Below are 24,708 nucleotides of genomic sequence, written 5' to 3' on the forward strand. Positions count from 1 at the left end.
TGCACAAGATTGAACGGCTGATGCGCCAGCAGGCACTTCGGGCACGACCGCGCCGCCGCGGCCTGCCCAAGGACATCGGTGAGCGGCGGCTGGCCGCCGTGCTGCCCAATATCCTCGACCGTCAGTTCGCGGCGCAGCAACCGAACCAGAAATGGGTGGCTGACTTCACCTACATCTGGACCGCCGAGGGCTGGCTTTACGTGGCCGTGGTGCTGGACCTGTTTTCGCGCCGCGTCGTGGGCTGGTCGATGAGCGCCAACAAGACGGCGCAACTCGTCGCCGATGCGCTGGTCATGGCGATCTGGCGGCGCGGCAGCCCGTGTTCCGTGCTCCATCACTCGGATCGCGGCAGCCAATATAGCGCTGATCCGTTCCAGCGATTGATGGCCGATCATGGCATCACCTGCTCGATGAGTAGGTCTGGCAATGTCTGGGACAATGCCGCGATGGAGAGCTTCTTCTCGTCGCTCAAGACCGAACGCGTCAGGGCCCGGGTCTACCGCAATCGCGATCAGGCCAGGGCCGATGTGTTCGACTACATCGAGCGCTTCTACAACCCCAGGCGACGGCACTCGACCATCGGCTATCTCAGCACTATGGAGTTCGAGCGCTTGGCCGGTTCAAGCTAAACTCCGTGTCCATCGAACCGGCAGCAGGCCATTCATTCGCGACCTTCGCCCAAAGCGCCTTCAGTGGCCAAGTCGTGGCCTTGTGGGTGTGCTTCTCGGCGTCGTCGGGGCTCCATGGCATGATATAAGTCTCCCAGGCGCTGCAGGTCATATTGGGCTCATCGGCCACGGACTGCGCGAATTCCAGCGCGCCGATTCGCAAGCCCTGATGCACACGGACGAAATCGGCATCCATGCTCTCCTGCGCCGGGACGAGGGTGTGACTATCGCCCAGGTCATCGACGCGACCGCCTGGCAGCCGCACACGGTTCGCGGCTTCCTCGCCGGCCTCAAGCGCCACGGCATCACCGTCGAGGTGCTGGAGCGCGTCCGGCAGGTCGGGCCGAACAAGCATGGTGCAAAGGGCTCCTACTCGATCTACTGCATCACCACCGCGACCGCACCGGCGGAGGCCGGCTGATGCGCCTCGGTGCACATGCGCCCGACGACTTTTTTGCCTGCGTCGTAGCCCGACGGGTCAAGCGTAGAGCCCCCTTTTGCGCACCCTTCGCCGTCTGGCTGTCGATGATGGCCGTTGTCGGGGTTCGCCTCACGTCCCGCTTGCTCGCGCACTGCGACTTAGAGGACATGATGGATGCGTTCGATGGTTCCTTCCCATTCCCATCAGGAAAAATAGCCCCACGCCGTGCTCTTCGGCGGCAGGTCCTTGGGCAGCGCCTGCCACTGGCAGCCGGTGCGCAGGCGCTGTTTCAGATGGCGCCGAATCAGAACAACGTCGCGGCCGCGATTTTCTGGATGCAGGCGTGCGGTGGCTGGCGCGAGAAGCACGAGGTGGAGGCCACCGTCTCGGCGGAGATGCGCTCGATCCGGGTTGTCACGGGTGTGACGCGCTCGGAGGACCACACCGATGCGGAACTGCTGCGGATTGCGATCTCAAGGCGTGGACGGATGCCCGGCGAGCCAGGCGAGGGGCGCTGAACCGCGCGCCGTCGCATCTGTTCACCGCCGAGCAACGACCGTTGTTCGGTGGTGAGCGGGGTATGATGATTGGCACGACGCAAGAGAAATCTTGACAAGTCCAGATTCGGACATTAAATCCGAATTCGGAGAATACGCCATGAGCCACGCTCACCTTCCCGGTCCAACCCACGCCACCGCGCCACTGCCGCTCGATGCGTCCCGATTCACCTCGGCCAACCGGCGCCGGCTGAGCGGTCCCGCAATGCGCACTTTCATCGCCATCGCGGACCTGTGGGCCCTGACGCAGGAAGAGAGGCTCCTGGTTCTCGGCCTGCCATCCCGCTCGACCTATTACGGATGGGTAAGGGCGGCCCGCGATGGCGAGGACGTGACGCTGCCGACCGACACCCTTCTGCGCATTTCCGCCGTGCTCGGCATTCACAAAGCGCTGCGCATCCTGTTCGCCTCGGATCAGGATGGCATTAGCTGGCTGCGCGATCCGCATGCTGCCCTTCCCTTCGGTGGCCAGCCACCCATCGCATTGGTCCTAGGCGGGACCCAGGACGGGCTGATGTTGGTGCGGCGCTTCCTCGACGCGGCACGCGGCGGGCTCTTCATGGCACCCAGCGCCGCCGATGATCGGACGCCGGCGCTATCGGACGAGGACATCGTCTTCGTGTGAGTGACGATGCTCCCGTCGAAGCGCCGTCGCCGGCGTGGCGCCTCATTCCCTCGAGGTTTCCTCCGATCTCGGCCTTCGAGAACGTCGCGACCGCGGCCGACCTCGAGGCGGTGATGGAACTTGAGGGCTGGACCAATGATCGTCTCGTCGCCGAGCGTCTCGCGCGGCTGCCGCGGGAGGAATGGGTCTATGGGAGCAAGAATGTCAGCGTCGTCATGGCGTCGTTTCTCCATGCTGCGCCGACGGGGTCTCGGTTCAATGGGCCCGACCTCGGCGCCTGGTACGCTGCTGCGGCGCTGACGACGGCGATTGCCGAGGTGGCGCATCATCTCCGGCGTGAGGCAGTGGCGCGTGCCAGCACCGAGCAGCGCCGCACCTTCCGGTGCTATAGCTGCCGACTGCTGGGCAGCGACTACCGCGACATCCGCGGGCAGCAGCAGAGTCGCACCGATCTCTACTCCAGCACCAGCTACGCGGCATCTCAGGCCTTCGGTGAGGCTGTCCGGGCGGAGGGGCAATCAGGGGTCATCTACGACAGCCTGCGGCACCGGGGCGGCACCAATATCGTTGCATTCCGTCCTCGGCAGATCGTCGATGTGACGCAGGCGGACCACTACGACCTGATCGTACCCGTGGAGGGCAAGATCATCGCACGAAAGCTGAGGACGGGCGCGTAACCTCGCCCACGTGGCGCAGACACTGTCGACGCGCTTCATCGAACTCGACGCTACATCGTGGTCCAACAACACCGTGCGCGTCATGGCACGGAGCATCTCGCCAACAGCGTCCTTCGATCTGAGGGCGGTGACGGTGTCGGTGCAAGTCACGATGCTATTTGTGCCATGAAGGCACGCCGAGATCCTCGAGGCGCGGCAGACGCGCGACGTCGCGGCGGCCCTATGCCGCCGCGGAGACTGAAAGTGGAACGGGATCCGGTGTGGCGGCTGTTCGCTTTGGTCGTCGACGCTGGCTGGAGACTAGCTGGGACATACCGAACCTCGCCGCTCGTCGCGACAGCCAATATCGACATCACAGCGTCGGGCGCACGACGGGCCATCACGCCGGTCCGGGGATCTTTCATCCGGCGCTTCCAGGGAGCATTCACCCGGTAGCTACCGCGATCGCCAACCGCGCAGCGGCAAGACCAGGGTCGTCGCGTCGCCCGTCGCGAGGATCGGCGCGCCGGTCGCCAGCACCGTGCCATCCGGAGCGGTGACACGCAGGCCGCTGAACGCTGGCTCCGACCCTTCCGGGACATGCAGCCGCAGGGCGTCCGGCAGCACCGCGACGGCGGCGTCCCCGGCTGGCTCCGTAGCCGTCAAACGCGCATGCGCGAAGGCGGGCACCGCAGTGAGGAGGCCGAGCATCGCCACCGCAATGCCAAGGTGGATACGACGCATTACGGTCCTCAGTGCAACTGGACCTGCACCGGCGCCTCGTGCTGGGCGGCAGTGCCGGGCACGATCACCAGATAGCGTCGCAGATCCTCCTGCCCAGCCTCCACGATCTGCCGGATTGGACCCAGCGCATTGACGATCGCCGAGCCCGCCGGGTTGGTCATGAAGGCCGAGATCGGCTCGATCGTGCCGCCACCATCGCGGCGCGGCGCCAGCGCGAGCACATAGGGCCGGCGTGGCTCGAGCCCGGTGACCGAGGCCTGGAGCACTTGGATCAGCCCCTGGTCGAACAGCGTGACGCTGGTCGGCGCGGCGCCGGCCGAATGCGCGCCATGCGGCGCCAGGCTCAGATGCGCCGCCTGTCCCGCGACGCCGAGCGGCTGCAGCCCCTCTGTGCCGTCGCCCACGGGCACCGCGTTCGGCACATAGGCCACTGCCTGCGGCGCCTGGCCGATCGGCACGGTCGCCACCACCCGGTTGGCCAGCGTATCGATCACTGCCATGCCATCGGCATTCTCAAGTCCGACATAGACGCGGGTGCCGTCGCCCGACGGCCAGAGCCCGTGCGGCAGCGCGCCGACGGGGATGGTCGCGACGCGGGAGAAGTCGTCGGTGCGATAGACCTGCACCTCGTTGCGGCCGCCCACGGTGATGTAGGCGAAACTGCCATTCGCGTTGCGGACAATATTGACGTGGTTGGTGATCGGGCCGGTGTCTATCCGATGCAGTACGTTGAAGGGCGGCCGCGCGTTGAACACCATGGTGCGGCCGATGTCCTTCAGCGTCAGCCAGACCTGGGTACCGTCCGGGTTCGCCGCGATGTTCGGGCAGAAGGGGCTGTCCTGCTGCACGCGGTCGACGACCTGATGGTCGGCAACGTTGATCACCACCGTTTCCGGATTGAAGCTGGAACAGACATAGCCGTACCGGCCGTCGGGCGAGAAGATCACCATGCCCGGCCCGGCCGGCACAGTAACGCGCCGCGTTTCCTCGAAGGTGGCAGCGTCGATGACCGAGATGTAGTTCTCGCCGCGCACCGTCACCCAGACCTCCTTGCCGTCCGGCGTGAAGAACGCCTCGTGCGGGGACCGGCCGACATAGGTGACGTGCCGCACCGCATTGGTCACCGTGTCGATAAAGCTGACCGAATTGGAGCCGATGGACACCACCGCGAGGGTGCGGTGGTCGGGCGAGAAACCCATGCCATGCACCAGAAGCTGGCCGCGATAGAGCGGGCTGAGATTGCCCGGCGCCGGGTCGCCCAGCCGGATGACGCCGAGCAGCCGGTTGTCGGCGGGGTCGATAATCGAGACGGTGTTGGAGAACTGCTCGGCGGCATAGACCCGGTCGCGATGGCTGATCGCGATGTCGGGCGCATCGGCGGCGACGGGAACCTGGCCGGCGAAGGCCGGCATGGCGGTGGAGGCGAGCAGCAGCGCGAGGCGGATCGTGCGGGTCATGTCAGTGGCTTCCATGGTGATGATGGGCAGGGGTCGGCGCGGCCGGCTTGTCGGGTGCCGGCGCGGCTGCGGGCAGCGGATCGCCGAGGGCGAGGCGCATCGCCACGATCTCCTGCTGCTGCTCGACGATGATCTCCTGCGCGATGCGCCGGATCTGCTCGTTCCTGCCGTAACGCAACACGGCCTGGGCCATGTCGATCGCCCCCTGGTGGTGCGGGATCATCATGGCGACGAAGTCGCGGTCGATATCGCCCGTCGTCTGCACCGCCATGTCGTCCATCATGCGGTTCATCGCCGCCACATTCTCGGCAAGGAAGGCGGTCTCCGCCGGATCGGGCGGATCCGCCGCATGGGCGGCGTGGCCACCGAGCGCAGCGGCTAGAAGCAGCGTCGAAAGTCGGCGCGGGATTGGGAGCGATCGCATCGGATCTCCTCTGGTGCGAGGGTCAGGAATCAATGACGGACGCTCGGCGGCCGGTGCTTATTCCCGGCCGTGCGAGAGGTTCCTGGGATCAGCCGCCGACCCGCAGCACCCGCGCGATCTCCGCAGCGCGCGCGTCATCCGCCGGCGCGACCACGGCAAAGCGGTACCCATTCCGGTGCCAATAGCGGGCGAGCAGCCCGCCGTCGCGCCGCTCCTCAATCGTCTCCGTCGCGAAGGGCGGGCCCGGCCGCATGAAGAAGGCGATGCGGCGGCCGTCCTCGTCCTCGAAGAACACCATCGCTGCCGGCCCTTCGTCGGTCGCCAGCAGCCTGCCGCCGAGCAGGCGGACGCCATAAGTGGTGAGGTCAGGCAGCCGCGCGCCGCCGCGGTCGAGATGTTGGGCGAGCCAGGCCTGCATGCCCTCCACGCCACTGGCGCTCACCTCCACGGCGTTGGCGCCGGCAGTGGCGAAGACGCGATAGGCGCTGACCGCGTCGGCCATCGGCGGGTGCGCGGCCGCGAACATCCGTTCGCGCGCCGTCCAGCCGGCACCGCCGCCGAGCCCGGCCACCAGCAAAAGCACCGCGGCGGTCGCGAGCCGCCGCTGCCGGCGCTTCCGGCCAGCCCGGCGCAGCCCCGTCGGATCCAGCCTCGGATTGGGCGGCATCAGCGCCCATCCCGTGGCGGCAGCGCGCAGCCGCTCGGCGTCGCGCTTCCAGCCCGCGACCTTCTCCGCCCAGTTCAGGTCACGCGCCAGAAAGGCCTCCACCCGGCGCCGAGCCTCGGCGTCCAGCCGCCCGTCCACATAGGCGTGGAGCATCTCCTCGTCGGGAATGATCGGGCTCATGACAGGGCCCTCAGGGATGGCGGCATCTCCTCACCCTCAATGGCGCGATGGAGGGCGGCACGGGCGCGCGACAGGCGGGACATGACGGTGCCGATCGGCACATCCAGCGCCTCCGCTGCTTCCTTGTAGCTCAGGCCCTCCACGCTCACGAGCAGCAGCAGTGCGCGCTGCTCGGCCGGCAGACGGTCGATGGCCGCGAGCCCGGTGCGAGCGAGCACGCCCTCCTCAATGGAGGGCGCGCGGCGCTCGGCTCCCGTGAAGAGCTCGACGAGCCGCGAGAAGCGCCGGGCACGCCGCTGTTCGGCGATGAATTGCCGATAGAGAATTGCGAACATCCAGGCTCGGAGGCTGCCATCGGCGCGCCAGGAGGACCAGCGCGACAGCACGCGCTCGAGGCAGGCCTGCACAAGGTCGTCGGCGGCGGCCGGCTCCCGCGTCAGGCTGAGCGCGAAGCGCCTGAGATGCGGGAGCAATTCCCGCAATTCCTCGTCGCTGATGCCGCTCATCGTCCTCGCCCTCCCGCCGGGTTCCATCTGGCCCTTGCCCCGGCTGAGGGATAGACGCCCGGGCCGCGGAGTTTATTCCCGGATGGTGGGGCGGGATTCTCGTTACCAATCGCCACCACGTCGTGACCTTTGGAGATCCCCTTGCGTATTTCCAGGGTTGCAGGGCAATTGACCTGCGCCCCTAAAATCCCGCCATTTTTGGGTAGAGTCCTCCTGATGAGGAGGCAATTTGATGCGACGGAGCAGGTTTACGGAGGAGCAGATCATCGGGGTGCTGGGTGAGAAGGAGTTTGGCGGGGCGACAGCGGAAGCGTGCCGTTGTCACGGGATCAGCCCGACGACGTTCTACAAGTGGAAAGCGCGGTACGGCGGCTTGCCGGTCTCCGAGGCGCGGCGTCTGCGTGTGCTGGAGGCGGAGAACGCGCGTCTCAAGAAGCTGCTGGCGGATGCGATGATGGACAATGCGATGCGGAAGGACGTGACCTCAAAAAAGTGGTGACGCCCGACGCGCGGCAAAAGGCCGTGGCGCATCTGCGTGCGGAGCACGCGGTGAACGAGCGTCGGGCGTGCCAAGTGCTGGGAGCGGAACGCAGCGTGGTGCGGTATCGGGCGCGGCGCGGTGATGATGCCGCGTGCGCGCATGCCCTTGGGCCCTGGCGTCGGAGCGGCGGCGGTTCGGCTATCGCCGGCTTGGGTTTCTGTTGGCGCGCGAGGGCGCGGTGCTGAACCACAAGAAGCTGCGGCGGCTGTACCGACTGGAGAAGCTCCAGGTGCGCCGACGTGGTGGGCGCAAGCGTGCGCTCGGCACGCACGCGCCGCTGATGCGGGCGGCGGTGCCGAACCATAGGTGGTCGCTGGATTTCATCTCTGACGCGCTGTCGGATGCGCGGCGGTTCCGGGTGCTGTGCGTGGTGGATGACTGCACACGCGAGAATCTGGCGCTGGTGGCGGACACGTCGCTGTCCGGCCAGCGGGCGGCTCGCGCGATCGCGGCCGAGCGGAGCCATCCCGAGGCGGTGGTGAACGACAACGGGACGGAGCTGACGAGCATGGCGATCCTGGCCTGGGCGCAGAAGCACGGCGTGGCCTGGAAGTACCTCGCGCCCGGCAAGTCGCAGCAGAACGCCTATGTGAAGAGCTTCAACGGGAAGCTGCGCGACGAGTGCCTGAACGAGATGTTGTTCACCTCACTGCGGCATGCGCAGGTGGTGCTGGCGGCATGGCGACAGGACTGCAACGAGGTCCGGCCGCACTCGTCGCTGGGCGGCCGGACGCCCAGCTCGATCAGGCTGCCGCCGTGCTCGCTTGCGTCAAGGCCGCTGCGCGCCGGCTGCGCCGGCGGCCTTCGGCCATTCTTGACCCAGGCTGCGCGCGACGGCCTGGAAGCGCGTGGCCGAGACATAGAAACGGAGCTCGACCGAACCGAGAAACATCGTCACGGTCGGCGTGGCGATGAACCAGGACTCCACCTTTGAGTGGAGGGGAGTTGGGGCCCAGGTCACAATGACAAGCGCGGGAAGCTATATCGAATCACCCTATTCGAAGACCAAGGTGCGCTGTTGGGAACCTATCTCGCGCGTGGCGACGCGAACAAAGTGCTGCAGAAGCTTGCCTACGAGCCGGAGCCGCGCTGGTAGCACCTGCGCCAATTCCACACTACAGTTCTACCCGCGGCCCTCTAGATAAGGTTGGCTTTCGGTGCCTGCTGCTGCAGCGTGTCCGAGGCCCTTCAGACGCGTGAGGCATCGGCCCTAGTTGGACGCGGAGCTTCTCGTGGCAGCAGTCGAGGGTGGCCCCTTGGGTGTGCCGTTCAGCCGTCCGTCCAGGGGTGGCCGGACCGGCCGGCCCTCATCATCGTTGGCCAGATGGCGGCGTAGTCGACGCGGCCACATACGGAATTTCCGACAGATTCAGGAAGAACAGAAATGGCCCGCGCGACGGTCGGGAGCCCCTCATGCCGCCGACCCGACCGCGCACGGAAGCGGAGCCGTCCCGCCCTTTCAGTTCGCCGTCAGCGCCGCGGCGCTGACCACCTGCCCCCATTGTTCGCTTTCCTGCCGCATCATGACGGCAAGCTCCTCGGGAGAGGACGTCGCAGCGTCGCCGCCGGACCGCCCAAGCTGCTCCCGGAAGGCATCATTCGCCGCAAGTTCCGTCACCGCGGCATTCAGGCGAGCGACGATCTCAGGCGGCGTCCCGCGCGGTGCGAAGAGGCCGCCGGTCGAGCCCGCCGAGTAGTTCGCCACCCCCGCCTCCTCCATGGTCGGCAGTTCGGGCATCAGCGGATGGCGCTGCCGGCCGCATACCGCGAGAGCCCGCACCCGGCCGCCGCGCACATGCGGCTCGGCCGATGGCAGGCTATCGAACATCATCGAGATGTTGCCCGCCACCAGGTCGTTCATGGCCGGACCACCACCACGATACGGCACATGCACGATGTCGACGCCAGTCCTGATGCGGAACAGTTCGCCGGCCAAATGGATCATCGAGCCACTGCCGCCGGAGCCAAAGGTCAGCGCGCCAGGTTCCGCCTTGGCCAACGCCACCACCTCCGCCACCGACTGCGCCTGCAGACCGGCCGAGACCGCCATGAGATGTTCGATGCGGAAGGCCAGACTGACCGGCGCGAGATCGGTCAGCGGATCGAAGCCCATGCTGCGATAGAGGTGCCGGTTCACCGCGACGGCGCCGTTCGTCCCCATCAGCAGGCTGTAACCGTCGGCCGGCGAGCGGACGACGTTCTCCATCGCGAGGTTGCCGCCCGCGCCGGTGCGGTTCTCGATCACCACCTGCTGGCCGAGCTTCTCCGTCATGCCGCGCGCCAGGATGCGAGTCAGCACATCCGTGCCGCCGCCGGCCGAAAAGGGTACCACCACGCGGATGGGGCGCGCGGGAAAGGTCTGCGCGCGCAACAGCGTTGGGCGGGCGAGGCCGAGCGGCGTCGCAGCCGCCGCGGCCAGAAGATGTCGTCGGGCAATCATCCCAGTGCTCCTTGCATGAATCAGTCCGGGGCCTGTTCCGTGGCACTCCCGGGCGGCGGCCTCTGCCGGGCCGCTCTGCCCTGCATCCGTCAGTCTTCGGCCGTCGCGCGGACGACCAGCGGCGCGCCGTAGTCGCGCCGCGCCGCCTCGATCGTGAAGCGGCCATCGGCGATGTCGATGGCGAGGGCCCGTGGGTCACGTTCCGCTGGCGCGCCGAAGCCGCCGCCACCCGGCGTTTCCAGCCGCACGCTCTCGCCGGCCTTCAGCACCAGGTTGGCGGCCTTGGAGGAGAGTTCCTCCTCCTGCGGCGTGCCGGGGTTGCGCAACAGCCGCGCCGTCCCGCCAGGCAACCCGCCGAACAGCCCCGGCGCACCGGCGCGATGCCCATCCGAACGCGCGGAGAAGATCACGCCGTCCCGCGTCGCGCGGATCTGCCGGGCGATACCCATGCCGCCGCGATGCCGCCCGGCGCCGCCGGAGCCTTCCACCAGCGCGTATTCATCGACCAGCAGCGCGTACTCGTTCTCCAGCGCCTCGGCCGGCAGGTTGGAGGTGTTGGTGACATGCACATGCACGCCGTCCATGCCGTCCGCGTTGTGCCGCGCGCCGACCCCACCACCCATGGATTCGAGATAGACGAAGGTGCCGTCCTGCAGCCGCCGCTCACCCGAGAAGATGATGACCGGCACGCTGTCGAGGCTCGCCGCCATGGCGCGTTCCGGCGGCAGCAATTCCGCGAAGGCACCGAACAGGGCGCGGGCGATCTTGTTGCAGGTGATGGAACGTGCACCGGTCGCCGCGGGAAAGCGCGGATTGACGATGCTGCCTTCCGGCGCGCGGATCTCAATGCAACTGGCCATGCCCTGGTTCGGCAGCAGGCCCGGGTCGAGCAGTGTTTTCACCGCGTAGTAGACCGTCGCGCGCAGCGCGCTTTCGGCGACGTTCATCGCACCGCGCGCCTGCGGGGCGGAACCGGCGAAATCGACCACCAGCGTCTCGCCTTCCACCGTTACCCGCGCGATGATCGGCACGGGGTCGCCGCCGACGCCGTCATCGTCGAGCCACGCGCTGGACTGGGCGCTGCCATCAGCCATGTCGCGGATGCGGTTGCGCAGGCGACGCGCGGTATAGGCGAGCAGGTCGTCCGTCGCGGCGATCACCGCCGCCAGGCCCATCTGCTGCACCAGGCCCTGCACCAGCCGCGCGCCGCGCTCGTTCGAGGCGATCTGCACCTTGAGGTCGAGCGCCCGCTCCTCCGGCTCGCGCGAGTTCTGCGCGATCAGGTTCAGCAGGCCGTCGTCGAGTTCCCCGGCGCGGACGAGTCGCGTCACCGGAATGCGCAGCCCTTCGGCGAAGATCGAGGTGGCGCCGCCGGAGATCGATCCCGGCGTCGGCCCGCCGACATCCGAATGATGGCCGACATTAGCGGCGATGTAGCGCGGCTCGCCCTCGATGAAGACCGGCGTCACCACGGCGATATCAGGCGTATGCGTACCCCCGGCGAGGAAGGGGTCGTTGCAGACGAAGGCGTCGCCTTCGCGCATGCGCTCGATCGGACAGGCCTGCAGCACCGCTTTCACCGACCCCATCAGGGAACCGAGATGCAGCGGGATGTGGGATGCCTGCGCGACCAGCCGGCCGGCCGCGTCGAACAACCCGACCGAGCAGTCCTTCCGCTCCTTGATGTTGGTCGAGAAGGAGGAGCGAATGAGCGTATTGCCCATATCCTCGGTGATGGAGAGCAGCCGGTTGCTGAACACCTCCATCGCGATGGGATCGGAGAGGGATGGCATGGCGTTCATGCGGCGATCTCCAGGATCAGGTTGCCCGCCGCATCCATGGTGACGGACTGGCCGGGCTCGACCACGGTGGTGGAGGACATTTCGTCGATGATGGCGGGACCTGGGATACGCAGCCCGGCGCCCAGCGCGACGCGGTCGAAGATCGGCGTGTTGCGCCAGCCCTCGTCGAAATGCACGCTGCGGCTGGCGCGCGGCGCAGGCATGGCAGCCGCCGCGCCTTGCGGCGGCGTGGCCGGGCGCTCAACCGCGCCAACTGCCTTCAGGCGGCAGTTCACCACCTCGATCACGCGGTCGGGCACGTCGTAGCCATATTCCTGCCGATGCGCGACGGTGAAGGCGGCGCGGAACTCGGCCAGCGTGAAGCCGCCGGCATCCGGCAGCGTCACCTGCACCTCATGGTTCTGGCCCTTGTAGCGGGCGTCGATCACGCGGGCGAAGGTGCGATGCTCCGTGGGCACCTGGCTGGCGTCAAGCCAGTCGCGGCCCTGCGCCTCCATGCTGGCGAAACGCTCCATGATGCCGGGCCAGGATTCTTCGGTCGCCTGCACCACCTCGCTGCGCACGAAATCGAGGCTGATGTCGGACATCAGGATGCCACGGGCGCACATGGTCCCTGGTTCCTGCGGCACCAGCACGCGGCGAATGCCGCATTCCCGCGCGACGGCCGAGGCATGCAACGGCCCCGCGCCCCCGAAGGGAAACAGCGCGAAATTCGCGAGGTCATGCCCCTTCTCAGTCGAGACGGCGCGGATCGCGCGGCTCATATTGGAAACGGCGATGCGGATGATGCCAAGTGCGGCCTGTTCCACGGTCAGGCCCAGCGGGCTGGCGATCTTCTCTTCGATCGCCTGGTGCGCCGCCGCTTCCTGCACCGTCATCCGTCCGCCAAGCAGCGAGACGGGATCGAGCCGGTGCAGCACGATATTGGCATCGGTCAGCGTCGGTTCCTTGCCGCCTTGGCCATAGGCGACCGGCCCCGGATCGGCGCCGGCGCTGTGCGGGCCGACCTTCAGCGCACCGGCATCGTCGATCCAGGCGATCGAACCGCCGCCGGCACCGATGACATGCACATCGACCATCGGCGTGCGCACCGGATAATCCGCCACCAGACGGCTTGTGGCGAAGGCCGGGCGGCCATTGGCGATCAGCGAGACGTCGGTGCTTGTGCCGCCGACGTCATAGGTCACTACATCCGGGAAGCCCGCCGCGCGCGCCACTTCCGCGGCACCGACCACGCCTGCTGCCGGACCGGAGAGGCAGGTGCGCACCGGAAAGGCGCGCACCGTCTCCACCGACATCAGCCCGCCATTCGAATGGATGGTGTAGGGCGGCACCGTCGCGCCGAGGTCGTTCAGCCGCGCCAGGAAGCGTTCCAGGTAACGCTCCATCCGCGGCCCGACATAGGCGTTGATGACAGTGGTTGAAAAGCGCTCGTACTCGCGGAATTCTGGCAGCACCTCGGAGGAGGTGGAGACATAGGCCTCGGGAAGGATGCCGCGCACGATCTCGGCGGCACGGCGTTCGTGCGCGTCACGCAGATAAGCATGCAGGAAGCAGATGCCCACGGCCTTTACTCCCGCCTCGCCCAGCCGGCGCGCTGCGGAAGAGACCGCTTCCTCGTCCAGCGGCAACAACTCGTCGCCGGCGGCGTCGATGCGTTCCGCCACCTCGATGCGCAGCGCGCGCGGAACCAGCGGCGACGGGTTGGCGACGGAATAGTCGTACAGGCTCGGCCGCGTCTGCCGGCCGATCTCGAGCACGTCGCGGAAGCCCTTGGTGGTGATCAGCCCGGTGCGCACGCCGCGCCGCTCGATCACCATGTTGGTCGCGACGGTGGTGCCGTGACCGACGAAGGAGACCTCCTCCGCTGCGATTCCGAATTCGCCGAACAGCGCGCGCAGCCCGGCCTCGATCGCTTCGGACGGATCGGCGGGGGTCGACGGCGTCTTGAAGTAGCGCAGGCTGCCGTCCCGCACGTCATGCACCGTGAAGTCGGTGAAGGTGCCGCCGACGTCGAAGCCGATGCGATACATGGTCAGCGCGCCGCCGTGACGACGATCTCGACCAACGTGCCCGGGCCGAGTTCGGCGACACCAACCGTCGCGCGGGTCGGCAACTCCTCGGGGTCGAAGAACTCGGTCCAGGCCTCGTTCATCGCGTCCTTCTGCTGGAGGTCGGTGACGAAGATCGTGGCCGACAGCACCTTGGACCTGTCGCTGCCATGCTGTTCGAGCAGCGCGCCGATGCGCACCAGGGCCTGCGCCGTCTGGCCGTTCATCGGAAGCGACTTGTCCTCGGCGACCATGCCGCCGAGGTAGAGCAACCCGCCATGCTCGACGACACGATGCATGATGGGCGTGCGGTGGTGGCGTGCGATCATGGCAGGGGTGTCCTTCGTCATCGGTGTCAGTCCGCGGACTGCGGCAGCGCCGCGTCGTCGGAGGGAAAGGGTTGGGCGGCGTTGTGGCGGAGGCCGTACACGGCGCCGCTTCGGCCAATGATCGGCACATCGCTCACGCAGTATCGTCCTTGGCCAGGCCGGCCAGCGCGCCGACGGTCAGCGGCTTGAACGGCGCACGCGGCCGCAAGACGCCGGCCTGTTCGATCGTGATGCCGCGCTCCGCCGCGATCAGCGCCGCGACGGTGGTGCCGCACATCCGCCCCTGGCATGGCCCCATGCCGGTGCGCAGATAGGCCTTGGCCTGGTTCGGCCCGGTCGCGCCAAGCCGCGCCGCCGCGCGCACTTGGCCGGCGGTGATCTCCTCACAGCGGCAGACCACCGTGTCGTCGGCGGACGGTGCCAGCACTTCCGGCGCCGGCGCGTAGAGCCCGTCGAGGAACGGCCGCAGCGCCACGGCCCGGCCCAGCGCCGCGCGACGCGGTATGGCACGCCGGTTGCGTTCCGCCGCATCGATCCGGCCGAGCCGGCATGCCGCATCCAGTGCCGCCAGCCGGCCCGTCGCCACCGCGACTTCCCAGCCACCGATACCACCGCCGTCACCGGCAACCGCGATCGCGTCGTGGCTGGTCGCTCCCCAGCCATCCAGAGCCGGCCGCCAGCAGAACTGCGCCGCATCCCAGCGATGGTCCAGCCCGAGAGCACGCGTGACATGGGTGGAGGGAATCACGCCCTCATGCAGCAGCAGCGTGCCGCAGGGGATGCAGTCGTTCTCCCAGCGCACATGCTCGACGCGCCCTTCGCCCAGCGCCTGAAGCCCGCGCACCTTGCGCACCACGCGCAGCCCGCGCGCCCGCGCCTCGCGCATCAGGGCAAGCCCCTTCAGCAGCAGCCTGCGCCCAGCCCAGAGGCCGCCGGCCTGCAGCGCCGCCGTCGCGACACTCACGCGCGTGGTCTCCAGCAGCGTCACCGGCCCGGCGCCCGCGCGCAGCAACTGCACGGCAATCAGCCAGCAGAGCGGCCCCTGGCCCGCGATCACCACCGGCCCGGCGGGCACCGCGCCCGCGGTCTTCAGCAGGATCTGTGCAGCCCCGGCGCCCATCACGCCGGGCAGCGTCCAGCCCGGTATCGGCACCGGCCGTTCCTGCGCGCCGGTGGCGAGCAGCAGCCGCGACGCCTCGGCCTCCTCCGCCACGCCGCCGCGCAGCAGAGACAGGCGCAGCGTCTCCGTATCCACATGCCACAGCGTCGTGCCCGGCCGATACTCCACGCCCTGCGCGGCCCGGAAGGCGCGCACCAGCGCCGTACCCTCGGTCGCGTAGTCGCCGGCCAAGGCGGGGTCGCCCGCGGCCTTCTCCACCGCGCGGAAGACCTGACCGCCGGGCGCATCCTGCTCGTCCAGCACCAGCACCGACAGGCCGAGCGCCACGCCTTCCAGCGCCGCCGCCATCCCCGCCGGCCCGGCGCCGACTATGGCAAGGTCGTGCCCGCTCATGCCCCCGGCCTCGCGATACGGGCGCCGCGCTGCGGCGCGATGCGCATCCCCGGCGCAACCGTCACCATGCAGGCTTGGCGGTTCGGCACGCCGTCGATCTCGGCGAGGCAGTCGAAGCACACGCCCATCATGCAATAGGGCAGTCGCGGCGCGCCGCCGATCGGCGTGCTGCGCAGCGCCGGCAGCCCCGCCACCAGCACAGCAGCGGCGGCCGAGGCGCCTGCCGGCACACGGACCGTCTGCCCGTCTACCAGCACCTCCACCGTTGCGGGGCGCGCCTCAGGCCGCTGTGCGTACATCACCGAACCGATCCGCGCTGAAGGGGAGAAGCTCCGGCGCCAGCGCGCCGGCGACGATCATCGGTGCGAGCATGCGCGCATGCGCCGCGGCGAGCGTCACGCCCGAATGGCAATTGGCGGTGAAGGCGCCGGGGAAACGCTCGGATTGGTCGTAGATCGGCAGCCCATCAGCCGACATCACGCGCAGCGCCGACCAAGCGCGCACGATGTTCAGCTCCGCGATCCAGGGCATCCCCAGCACGGCGCGCTTCGCCATGTCGCGCATGACCGACGGGATCTGCGTGGTGCTGTCGAAGCCCGCATCCTCCTTGCTCTCGCCGATCAGCAGCGAGCCCTCGGCGGTCTGGCGCACATTCACGGTGGGCATGGGCAGGATGCGCTGCGTGCGTTCCGTCACCAGGATCTGCCCACGCTCCGGCCGCACCGGCGCGGCGAGGCCGACCATCGGGGCGAGCACCGCGTTGCCGAGCCCGGCGGCGAGCACCAGGCGCGGCGCCCTCATCGTCGCGCCACCCGCGGTGACGCGGAAATCATGCGGCGCGGCGTCGAGCCCGGCCACCGCGGCATTTGGCCGGTAGGTCCCGCCAAGGTCGCGGAAGGCAGCATGCAGCGCACGCAGCAGCGTCAGCGCGCCGGCATGGCCGTCATAGGGCGTCCAGCTCGCCCCCGCCACGGCGGGGCCAATACCTGGCAGCTTCTCCGCCACCTCGGCGCGGGAGAGCATCCGGTACTCGAAGCCGAAATTGCCGGCCTCAGCGCGCATGCGCTCCATCCGCGCCGCGCGGGCGGCAAACTCCTCCTCCGAGAGGCAGAGATGCAGCCCGCCCGGCTGTTCCAGCGCGGTGTCGAGCCCGGTCCGCGCCGTCAGCGCAGCGGCGAGCGCCGGCCACTCCGCCGCCGATCGCCGCGACCATCGCTGGTAGTGCGGCGCGCCGAGCCCCTTGGACTGCACCCAGATCAGGCCGAAATTGCCGCGGCTGGCACGGTGCGCGACGTCGCCCTCGTCCAGCAGCAGCGTGTCGAGGCCCTGCTCGGCCAGCCCGCAGGCGATGGCCGCGCCGACCAGCCCGCCGCCGATGACGATGGCATCATGCCGGCCCGAGGCCGAGGAAGGATCTTGCGCCGAGAGCACCATGGCCGGGAACTTGGCCCTGGCGCCTCACCTGACACAAATTCATAATAGTCCCTGTTTCATTCCTTTGGGTTGCCGAACCGTGACCCCTCGCCGTTACCACCAGCTCCAGGCCTTCACCGCCGTCATGCAGCTCGGCTCGGTGAGCCGCGCCGCGGAATCCCTGCTCCTGACGCAACCCGCCGTGACCAAGCTTCTACGCGCACTGGAGGACGAGACGGGTCTCGGTCTGTTCGACCGCCGCCGGCGCCGCCTGGTGCCGACCCATGAGGCTCGGCGCTTCGAGCAGGAAGTCACGCGCCTCTTCGCCGCCGCGCGGCAGGTGGACCGGCTGGCGAGCAACATGCGCGGCGCTGGGCTCGGCGAATTGCGCGTGGCGGCGATGCCCTCGCTCGGCATCGCCTTCGTGCCGCGACTGCTCGCCCGCTTCGCCCGGCAATCCGAGGGGCTGCATGTGGCGATGACGGTCGCCAGCTCGCTCGAGGTGCATGAGCTAGTGCAATCGGGCCAGGTGGATCTCGGCTTCGCCAACGCCGTCTCCGCCGGCAACGCGATCGAGGCCGCGCCGCCCATTCCGCTGCACGGCGTGCTGGTGCTCCCACCCCGCCACCGCCTCGCCCGCCGCCGCGCGGTGGAACTGCGGGAGTTGGAGGGCGAACCGCAGGTCTCGCTCGGTCGTCAGTACCGGCTGCGCGACCTGGTGGATGAGATGTTCGAACGGCACGGCGTCGCGCCGGTGTCGGTGGCGGAGACGCAGAGTGCCGCGGCTGCCTGCGAGATGGTCGCCGAAGGCCTCGGCTTCACCATCGTCGATGCCGTCACCGCCCAGCGCTACGCGGGGCGCGCGATCGCCGTCGCGCTGCGGCCGAGGATCGACTTCCCCGTACAGGTCCTGGCACCGCCCGAGCGGCCCATGTCCGTCCTGGCCGCGCAGTTCCTCGCCATGGTGCAGTCGGCAATGCCGGGCGGCGAGGCATGACGACGCGCGACGCTACGGCACCAGCAGCGCCATGCCGTCCCGCTGCGGATCCGCCCCGCCTTCCAGCCGGCTGCCGGTCATCCGGATGCCGTGCAGCGCGGCGAAGGCGTAGCTCATCCAGCTTCGCTTGACCGCATAGCCCTCGGCCTCCAGCGCATCGGTGACATAGCGCGGCACGCGGTTGGACACGTCGATGGCGTCGGACACGCCCATGACGCGCGGTGCCGCCACCGCCTCGGCCATCGGCATGCCGAAATCGATGACGTTCATGATGCCCTGCGCGATGGCGGGCGCGATGTAGGACCCGCCCGGCGCACCGATGACGATGCAGGGTTGGTCGTCGCGGAACACGATGCTCGGCGCGGCAGAGGAGGCGCGCCGCTTGCCCGGTGCGATTGACCCCGCGCGGCCTGGGCGCGGATCGAAGCGGCTCATCGTGCCGTTCCAGATGAAGCCGAGGCCCTCGGTGATGGCACCGGAGGGGCTGCCCAGCGTGTGCGTCAGCGCCACCGCATTGCCCTCGGCATCGACGACGGAGATGTGCGTGGTCTCGCGCTCCGACCGGTCGAGGCGCTTCACGGTCGCGCGTTCCCCGGCCCGGATCGAGGCGGCATGCCCTTCGGCATGCGTCTTCGAGATCAACCGCTCGACCGGCACCTCGACATAGGCCGGATCGCCCATATGCGCGTCCTTGTCGAGCGTCATGCGCTTCATCGCCTCCGCCAGCAGGCGGACATGCCCGGCGCTGTTGTGGCCGAGCGCGGCGAGGTCGAAGCCTTCCAGGATGTGCAGCAGTTCCAGCATCGACAGCCCGCTCGATGGCGGCGGATTGGTGGCGATGCGGTGCCCGCGGTAGCTGCCCCAAATCGGCTCGGCGAGGGAGGGACGATAGGCCGCGAAGTCGTCCTGCGTGATCAGGCCGCCCTGGGCGGCGAAGTCCGCTGCAGCCTCCTCGGCCAGCTGACCGCGGTAGAAAAGCTCCGGCCCGCCCCGGGACAGGCGCTCCAGCGTGCGCACCAGGTCGGCGTTGTGCAGCACGTCGCCAGGTCGTTTCAACGCCCCGTCCGGGCGGAAGTAGAGCGCGCGGCCCGTCGCCGTCAGCCGCAACTTGTCCGCCGTGTTGACCTGGCCACTCGCCTGCTGGTCCTGCGACCAGAACCAATGCATGTGCGGGCGCACCGTCACGCCGCGCTTCGCCTCGGCGATGGCCGGCGCGATGGTATCGGCCCAGTCAAGCGTTCCCCAGCGCGACAGCGCCTCGGCATAGCCCGCGACGCTGCCGGGCGTGCAGACCGCAAGATGCCCCTGTTCGCTGATGCCGTCGACCAGCAGGAAGGCGAAGCCATCGCGCGACTGGCCGCGCAGCTTGTCCAGCCACATGTCGGGCCGGGCGGCGAGCGGTGCGCGAGCATAGAATTCCAGCACCTGGTGCACGCCGCGCTTCGGCATGAACACCTGCATGGAACCGAAGCCGCCGATGCCGCACATCAGCGGGTCCACCACGCCCTGCACGAAGGCGCAGGCGATGGCGGCATCGACGGCGTTGCCGCCGCGCTGCAGCACCAGAGCGCCCGCCTCGACGGCCTCGGGCTGCGGCGCGACGATCATGCCGGGCATGTCAGCCCCGCCGCTTTTCGACCAGCACGCCGGCAAGGAATTCCTTCACCCGGCCGAGCACCTTCATGCGGTCATGCGAGACACCCGGCACGATATCGAGCTGCACCGTCACGCCCGCGGCGCGGAAGGAGTCCGCCAGCGCCTGCAGCCGCTCCGGCCGCGTGCGGCCGGCATCGTTGGCACCTTCCATCCAGTAGGTGCTGCCCGGCTGGTGTGTGATCTCCCAGGTTTCGAGGTCGGCATCGCCCACCAGCATCTGCACCGGCACCCGCGCCAGCGCCTTGGCGTCGAAAGTCACGCCGAAGCGCGCCTGGAGGTCGCGGACGCCAACCCACCAGTCGCGCGTCGGGTCGAGCAGCGTCACCGAGCCCGGCGCACCGATGCTCGCTGCCCAGAGCCTGTCCGGATGCAGGATCGCCATGCGGTGTGCGAAATGCCCGCCGCCCGAATAGCCGAAGACGGCAAAACGCGACCAGTCCTGCTCATACTTCGCCGCCACTTCTGCCACCATATCGAGCAGCACGAGGTCGTAGCGGATATCGCCCTCCGCCATGTACTTGTAGCCGGACCGCGCGCCATCCCCGCGCGCGCCCACCGGAAAGACCGGGCAAAGCACCGCGCAATCGTTCCACCGGCCGAATTCCGAGAAGCCATCACGGAACTCCAGGAACGACGTCCGCGTCGTGCCATGCACCGCGACCAGCAGATCGACCTTCGCCCGGTGCCCGACCGATGGCGGCACATAAAGGCAGTAGTGGAAGCGCGGGTCCGCCTTGCTGGCGAAGATCGCCGTGGGGCCGAGGTCGTAGAGGGCCCGCGCGCGGGTGGTCGCCTCGATGGTGGGGGGCGCGTCGGTCATGCGTCAGCTCCGGCCCACGCCCATGGCGAGGGTGTATTGGTCGTTGCGCGTCTCGTAGGTGATGCCGCGCCGCGCGGCCCAAACGGAAACCTCGTGGTGCAGCGGGATGATGGCGACATCCTCGAAGGCGATGCGGCTCGCTTCCGCGAGCATCGCATTGCGGCGCGCATCATCCATCGTCCGTAGTGCCTGCTGCAGCAGGCGGTCGAGCTCCGCGTTGGAATAGCGCCCGGCATTGGAGGCGCCCATGCCGGCATTGCGGTCATAGGTGGCGCAAATCGCCTTCAGCGGGTTCGAGGTCTCGCCCGTGTTCACGCCCCAGGCAGAGAGGAAGATGCTGAACTCGCCGCGCGGGTTGCGCGAGGCATAGGTCGCCCAGGGCATCACCTCGGCGCGCGTCTCGATGCCGATGCGGGTGAACATCTGCGCCACGGCCTGCACGATCTTGGCATCGTTGATGTAGCGGTCGTTCGGCCCGTGCAGGGTCAGCCGGAAGCCCTGCGGATAGCCTGCCTCGGCGAGCAAGGCGCGCGCCCGGGCCGGGTCGAAGGCGGGCACGTCCAGACGATCGGAAGTCCCCGGCTGGCCCTTCGGCAGGAACTGGGAGGCGGCGACGGCATCGCCCTCCATCACGCGCTCGACCATCGCCTGGCGGCTGATCGCGAGGTTCAGCGCCTGGCGCACCCGAAGATCCTTGAAGGGGTTGCGCTCCAGCGGCCGGCCGTCGGCGCCGGTCGCGAAGGGCGTGACGTCGCGGTGGACGTCGAAGCCCAGATAGGCGACGCGGCTGGAGATACCGCGGATCGCCTGGAAGCGGGGATTGGCGCGCACGCGGGCGCCGCTCTGCGAGGGCAGCGCCTCGATGATGTCGAGATCGCCGGAGAGCAGCGCGGCCAGCCGCGCGCCGTCATCGGTGACGACGCGGAGCGCGACCTCGGACCAGGGCAGGCGCGGCCCCCACCAGCCCTCGTGCCGACCGAGCCGGATCACACTGCCCGGCGTGTTCTCCCGCAGCACCAGGGCGCCGGTGCCGATCGCCGCGGCGCCGCTGTTGAACTCGGCCGTCGTGGCGCCCGCATGGCGCGCGGCAATCATGCGAATGCGGCTCAGCGAATTGAGCAGCAGCGGATCAGGCCCATCCGTCTCGATGATCAGCGTGTCGGACCCCTGCACGGACATCGCCTTGATGCTGCGCGTGTAGGTGCGGAAGGAAGCCGTGCTCGGCAGCTCGTTGGCGCGGCGGAGGGAGGCGATCGCGTCCGCCGGCGTGAAGGGTGCGCCATCGCTGAAGCGTGCGTCGCGGCGCAGGCGGAATTCCCAATGCGTGTCGTCGATCAGTCGCCAGGATTCCGCGAGGCCCGGCGTGGAGCGCGACGCCGCGTCATTCGTCACCAGCGCGTCGAAGATGTGGCTCGCCACCGCATTGTTCGGCGCGTTGCTCTGCAGATGCGGATCGAGCGTGGTGTTCGGCGCCGCCATGCCGACGCGCAGCAGCCCGTCCGCGCCCGCGCCCTGGGCCAACGCAGCGGAGAGCCAGCCCGGCGCCTGCGCCGCCGCGGTGCCGCCGAGCACCGCGCGGGTGAGCCAGCGGCGGCCGATCATGCCCTGTTGCATCGTCGTCTCCCTCAGGATGGCAGCATGCCGATGGCGCGGTAGATCGCCGGCAGGCTGTCGAGGCTGCCGCGCACATGCGTCTCATAGGCCGCGGCATCGCGCCAGAATGGCCCGAGATTGAGCCGACCGAGCAAGGTGACATGTTCGGGGTCCTCGGTGGCCTTGCGGAAGGCGGCCTCGAACACCCGCACCAGCTCGGGCGCCATGCCGCGCGGCGCGATGAAGCCGCAGGGCAGGTCGACGGCGACGTCGAAGCCCTGCTCCTTCGCGGTCGGTACCTCGGGCCAGCGGGGGAAGCGCTCCTCGGCCGCCACCGCCAGGGCGCGGAAGGTGCCGCCGTCGATCACCCCGGCCAGCGCGCCGAGCGCGTCGAACACCAGGTCCACATCGCGCGACATCACGGCATTGATCATCTGCCCGCCGCCTGCGAAGGGTACGAAGAGGAACTTCGTGCCGGTGCGGTATTCCAGCAGACGCATGCCGAAGGGCGGGTTGGTCGGCGTGCCGCCGCCGGCGAAGGTGATGCCCTCCGGCTGCGCGCGGGCGCGCTCCACCATGTCGCGCAGGTCCCGGATCGGGCTGTCTTTCAGCACGGCCCAGCCGAAGTTCAGTGTGCCGGTAGCGGCGATGAAGCTGAAATCGGTGCGCGGGTCGTACTGCACCTGCTGGACCAGGGCGATACGGAAGGAGGCATCAGTAACCCCGGCGATCACCGTGCCATCCGGCCGCTGCGTCTTCAGCCAGGCCATCGCCACCGCGCCGGAGGCGCCGGCGCGATTCTCCACGATCAGCGCCTGGCCGAGATGGCGCGAGACGATCGGCGCGATGCCGCGCAGATAGGTGTCCGTGGTGCCGCCCGGCGTCCAGGGGCAGATCAGGCGGATCGGCCGGTCGGGCAGCGTGGCCTGGGCCTTCAGGTTCAGCGCCGGCAGAGCGAGTGCGCCGCCGAGAGCCAACCGACGCGTGATGAGGTGATGGGTCATGGGCGGAGCTTCCCGTTCCAGGTGACTCTGCCATCCGGCCGGAACGCGGCGGCGGCGATGTCGCGGCAGAGGCGAAATTCGGCGCCGTGCACGGCGCGCGCGCGGTCGAGTAGACGCAGCAGGATGGGGATCCGCGCTTCCCGCGCCAGGCCGAGGTCGCCACGCGGATGCAACGTGATGCAGGCGAAGCCATCGGCCGGCAACAGCGCGTCGAGTTCTTCGGTCAGGAAAGCTTCGGCGCGGGACTGAGTCAGGCGACGACCGAAATGCGTGGCGTCGGTCAGACCCTCGCTAAGCGGCAGCTCGACCATGCCCGGCGCACCATCGGCGGCGAGCGCGTAAGGCGCGTCGTCATCGACATTGCTGCTGTCGTAGCGGTAACCGAGGCGATGCAACGTGCCGAAGGTCGACGCAGCCAGGGTGCCAGTCGGTGCGCGGAAGCCGAGCGGCGCGGTGCCGCAGCACGCCGTCAGGGCATCGTGCGCTTCCTCCAGGATGGCGGCTTCCTCCGCGGCGCCGAGTGTCATGTGGTCCTCGAAGGCGCGGCCATGGGCGGCGACCTCGTGGCCATCGGCGAGGCAGCGCTCTAGCAGCGCCGGGCAGCGCGCGGCTTCCGAGGACGGCCAGAAGAATGTCGCCGGCACCCCCGCCGCACGCAGCGCATCAAGCAGCCGCGCCAGCCCGCGGTGATAGGCGTAGCCGCCATGCGCGAAACGGCCGTAGAGCGCGGAGGCGGGTTCCGTCGCCGCCTCCGGCCCCAGGCCGTGGACATTGACGGTCAGGGCGACAATGCGGTTCATCGGCGCCAGGCTCCCGGATCAGCGAGGCAATGCGCGGCGAGGTCGCGTAGCGTCATGAAGCGCAGGCCGGGCACGGCGGCCGCCTGGCACAGGAAGCGGTCGACGATCGACGCGCGCGCCGGCCCGCCGCTGCCGAAGCCGGACCGCGGATGGTAGGTGAGGTGCAGATACCCCGCACCGCGATGGATGGCGTGGAGTTCCTGGATCCAGTTCTCCAGCACCTCCTCCGCCAGCGCCTGCCCCTCGCGATACGCCGGCACATCGTCGAGCGAGACGGTGTTGTTGGGCAGGATGACCATCTCCTCGCTCACCGCGCCGTCGATGGTGGCAAGGTAGGGGACGTCGTCATCCTTCTCTGAGGCGTCGTAGACGTAGCCGAGCTGGCGCAGCACCGGCAGGGTCAGCGCACTCTTGCGGCCGGAGGGGGAACACCAGCCGACCGGCGCCTCGCCGACGCAATCCGACAGGATGCGGTGGGTGCGCTCGAGCAGTTCCGGTTCCTCGGCGCCGAGGTCCCAGCCCTCATGGACATAGCCATGAGCGGCGATTTCGTGGCCGGCGGTGTGGACCTCCCGCATCAGGCCGGGGACGATCTCCGCGTCATAGCCGCACATGAAGAAGGTCGCGGGGACGTTGTGGCGCGCCAGGATCTCGAGGTGGCGCGGAATGCCGCGGCGGATCGAGTAGCGGCCGCGGCTATGGATGCCGAGCGGCACCTGGCGCCGCCCCACTTCCACGGCGGGGCCGTCCATATGGACGGTGACGCAGACGACGCAGGCCGCGCCGCCGGGCCAGTCAGGCTTGGTCGCGGCCGGACCGCGCGATGAAGAATCTTCCAAGGCAC

At 69.0% G+C, this 24,708-nt stretch carries 23 protein-coding genes and 2 pseudogenes; 6 read left to right on the forward strand and 19 right to left on the reverse strand.

Annotated features, from left to right (window positions below; translation table 11 throughout):
* A partial coding sequence (locus tag IEY36_RS28650) for an IS3 family transposase (protein WP_188973453.1) occupies positions 1-629 on the forward strand: 629 nt, incomplete at its 5' end.
* A gap of 208 nt (positions 630-837) precedes the next feature.
* Positions 838-1,089 (forward strand): DUF3489 domain-containing protein, encoded by a 252-nt coding sequence (locus tag IEY36_RS28655; protein WP_188973455.1) that lies wholly within the window; start codon positions 838-840, stop codon positions 1,087-1,089.
* Positions 1,090-1,106: 17 nt separating this feature from the next.
* Here the strand turns inward: IEY36_RS28655 and IEY36_RS30925 are convergent.
* A pseudogene (locus tag IEY36_RS30925) lies at positions 1,107-1,370 on the reverse strand (transposase); the annotation flags it as partial.
* A gap of 376 nt (positions 1,371-1,746) precedes the next feature.
* Between IEY36_RS30925 and IEY36_RS28665 the strand changes: the two are divergent.
* Together IEY36_RS28665 and IEY36_RS28670 are read left to right on the forward strand one after the other, a co-directional pair.
* On the forward strand, positions 1,747-2,271 hold the full coding sequence (locus IEY36_RS28665; protein ID WP_188973459.1) for an antitoxin Xre/MbcA/ParS toxin-binding domain-containing protein: 525 nt from the start codon (positions 1,747-1,749) through the stop codon (positions 2,269-2,271).
* Entirely contained in the window at positions 2,268-2,948 is a 681-nt protein-coding gene (locus tag IEY36_RS28670; RefSeq protein ID WP_188973460.1) for an RES family NAD+ phosphorylase, read from the forward strand. Before IEY36_RS28665 ends, IEY36_RS28670 begins: the two co-directional genes overlap by 4 nt.
* A gap of 435 nt (positions 2,949-3,383) precedes the next feature.
* Here IEY36_RS28670 and IEY36_RS28675 read toward each other — a convergent pair whose 3' ends face one another.
* The 5 genes from IEY36_RS28675 to IEY36_RS28695 all read right to left on the reverse strand — a co-directional run bounded on the left by IEY36_RS28675 (position 3,384) and on the right by IEY36_RS28695 (position 6,905).
* A complete protein-coding gene (locus IEY36_RS28675; RefSeq protein WP_188973462.1) occupies positions 3,384-3,671 on the reverse strand; it encodes a copper resistance CopC family protein in 288 nt (95 codons plus the stop codon).
* Positions 3,672-3,679: 8 nt separating this feature from the next.
* Positions 3,680-5,128: a YncE family protein gene (locus IEY36_RS28680; protein WP_188973464.1), complete on the reverse strand. Its 1,449-nt coding sequence runs from the start codon at positions 5,126-5,128 to the stop codon at positions 3,680-3,682.
* A 1-nt stretch (position 5,129) separates the two neighbouring features.
* A complete protein-coding gene (locus IEY36_RS28685; RefSeq protein ID WP_188973466.1) occupies positions 5,130-5,552 on the reverse strand; it encodes a DUF305 domain-containing protein in 423 nt (140 codons plus the stop codon).
* 88 nt (positions 5,553-5,640) lie between these two features.
* A complete protein-coding gene (locus IEY36_RS28690; protein ID WP_188973468.1) occupies positions 5,641-6,399 on the reverse strand; it encodes an anti-sigma factor family protein in 759 nt (252 codons plus the stop codon).
* A complete protein-coding gene (locus tag IEY36_RS28695; RefSeq protein ID WP_188973470.1) occupies positions 6,396-6,905 on the reverse strand; it encodes a sigma-70 family RNA polymerase sigma factor in 510 nt (169 codons plus the stop codon). The genes IEY36_RS28690 and IEY36_RS28695 overlap by 4 nt, the downstream gene beginning before the upstream one ends.
* A gap of 232 nt (positions 6,906-7,137) precedes the next feature.
* On the opposite strand from IEY36_RS28695, the pseudogene IEY36_RS28700 reads away from it, so the two are divergent.
* Positions 7,138-8,188, forward strand: a pseudogene (locus tag IEY36_RS28700) (IS3 family transposase); the annotation flags it as partial.
* A 717-nt stretch (positions 8,189-8,905) separates the two neighbouring features.
* Here IEY36_RS28700 and IEY36_RS28705 read toward each other — a convergent pair.
* The 7 genes from IEY36_RS28705 to IEY36_RS28735 form a co-directional block, all read right to left on the reverse strand.
* On the reverse strand, positions 8,906-9,886 hold the full coding sequence (locus IEY36_RS28705; protein ID WP_188973472.1) for a Bug family tripartite tricarboxylate transporter substrate binding protein: 981 nt from the start codon (positions 9,884-9,886) through the stop codon (positions 8,906-8,908).
* Between the two features lie 89 nt (positions 9,887-9,975).
* Complete coding sequence (locus IEY36_RS28710; RefSeq protein WP_188973474.1) at positions 9,976-11,688, reverse strand: hydantoinase B/oxoprolinase family protein; 1,713 nt, start codon at positions 11,686-11,688, stop codon at positions 9,976-9,978.
* Positions 11,685-13,721, reverse strand: a complete 2,037-nt coding sequence (locus tag IEY36_RS28715) for a hydantoinase/oxoprolinase family protein (RefSeq protein ID WP_188973476.1) — start codon at positions 13,719-13,721, stop codon at positions 11,685-11,687. Before IEY36_RS28715 ends, IEY36_RS28710 begins: the two co-directional genes overlap by 4 nt.
* 2 nt (positions 13,722-13,723) lie before the next feature.
* A complete protein-coding gene (locus IEY36_RS28720; protein WP_229681668.1) occupies positions 13,724-14,089 on the reverse strand; it encodes a RidA family protein in 366 nt (121 codons plus the stop codon).
* A 112-nt stretch (positions 14,090-14,201) separates the two neighbouring features.
* Positions 14,202-15,581, reverse strand: a complete 1,380-nt coding sequence (locus IEY36_RS28725; RefSeq protein ID WP_188973478.1) for an FAD/NAD(P)-dependent oxidoreductase — start codon at positions 15,579-15,581, stop codon at positions 14,202-14,204.
* Complete coding sequence (locus IEY36_RS28730) at positions 15,578-15,880, reverse strand: (2Fe-2S)-binding protein (RefSeq protein ID WP_188973508.1); 303 nt, start codon at positions 15,878-15,880, stop codon at positions 15,578-15,580. Before IEY36_RS28730 ends, IEY36_RS28725 begins: the two co-directional genes overlap by 4 nt.
* Entirely contained in the window at positions 15,861-17,015 is a 1,155-nt protein-coding gene (locus IEY36_RS28735) for an NAD(P)/FAD-dependent oxidoreductase (protein ID WP_188973480.1), read from the reverse strand. The genes IEY36_RS28730 and IEY36_RS28735 overlap by 20 nt, the downstream gene beginning before the upstream one ends.
* 79 nt (positions 17,016-17,094) lie before the next feature.
* Here IEY36_RS28735 and IEY36_RS28740 point away from each other — a divergent pair, with 79 nt between their 5' ends.
* Positions 17,095-17,991 (forward strand): LysR substrate-binding domain-containing protein, encoded by an 897-nt coding sequence (locus IEY36_RS28740; protein ID WP_229681669.1) that lies wholly within the window; start codon positions 17,095-17,097, stop codon positions 17,989-17,991.
* A 12-nt stretch (positions 17,992-18,003) separates the two neighbouring features.
* On the opposite strand, the gene ggt is transcribed toward IEY36_RS28740, so the two are convergent.
* The 6 genes from ggt to IEY36_RS28770 are packed head-to-tail and all read right to left on the reverse strand — an operon-like array spanning position 18,004 to position 24,703.
* Positions 18,004-19,608: a gamma-glutamyltransferase gene (gene ggt / locus IEY36_RS28745; RefSeq protein ID WP_188973484.1), complete on the reverse strand. Its 1,605-nt coding sequence runs from the start codon at positions 19,606-19,608 to the stop codon at positions 18,004-18,006.
* A gap of 1 nt (position 19,609) precedes the next feature.
* Positions 19,610-20,467: an alpha/beta hydrolase gene (locus IEY36_RS28750; RefSeq protein ID WP_188973486.1), complete on the reverse strand. Its 858-nt coding sequence runs from the start codon at positions 20,465-20,467 to the stop codon at positions 19,610-19,612.
* 3 nt (positions 20,468-20,470) lie between these two features.
* The gene (locus IEY36_RS28755; protein ID WP_188973488.1) at positions 20,471-22,081 is read right to left on the reverse strand and encodes an ABC transporter substrate-binding protein; all 1,611 of its coding nucleotides are present in this window, start codon (positions 22,079-22,081) and stop codon (positions 20,471-20,473) included.
* A gap of 11 nt (positions 22,082-22,092) precedes the next feature.
* Positions 22,093-23,064, reverse strand: a complete 972-nt coding sequence (locus tag IEY36_RS28760) for a Bug family tripartite tricarboxylate transporter substrate binding protein (protein WP_188973490.1) — start codon at positions 23,062-23,064, stop codon at positions 22,093-22,095.
* Entirely contained in the window at positions 23,061-23,864 is an 804-nt protein-coding gene (locus IEY36_RS28765) for a polysaccharide deacetylase family protein (protein WP_188973492.1), read from the reverse strand. Before IEY36_RS28765 ends, IEY36_RS28760 begins: the two co-directional genes overlap by 4 nt.
* Positions 23,861-24,703, reverse strand: coding sequence for a polysaccharide deacetylase family protein (locus IEY36_RS28770; RefSeq protein WP_229681670.1), 843 nt, complete (start codon positions 24,701-24,703; stop codon positions 23,861-23,863). Before IEY36_RS28770 ends, IEY36_RS28765 begins: the two co-directional genes overlap by 4 nt.
* Positions 24,704-24,708: the final 5 nt, after the last annotated feature.

It is taken from the genome of Neoroseomonas lacus, from assembly GCF_014644535.1.
Classification (GTDB): Bacteria; Pseudomonadota; Alphaproteobacteria; order Acetobacterales; family Acetobacteraceae; genus Neoroseomonas; species Neoroseomonas lacus.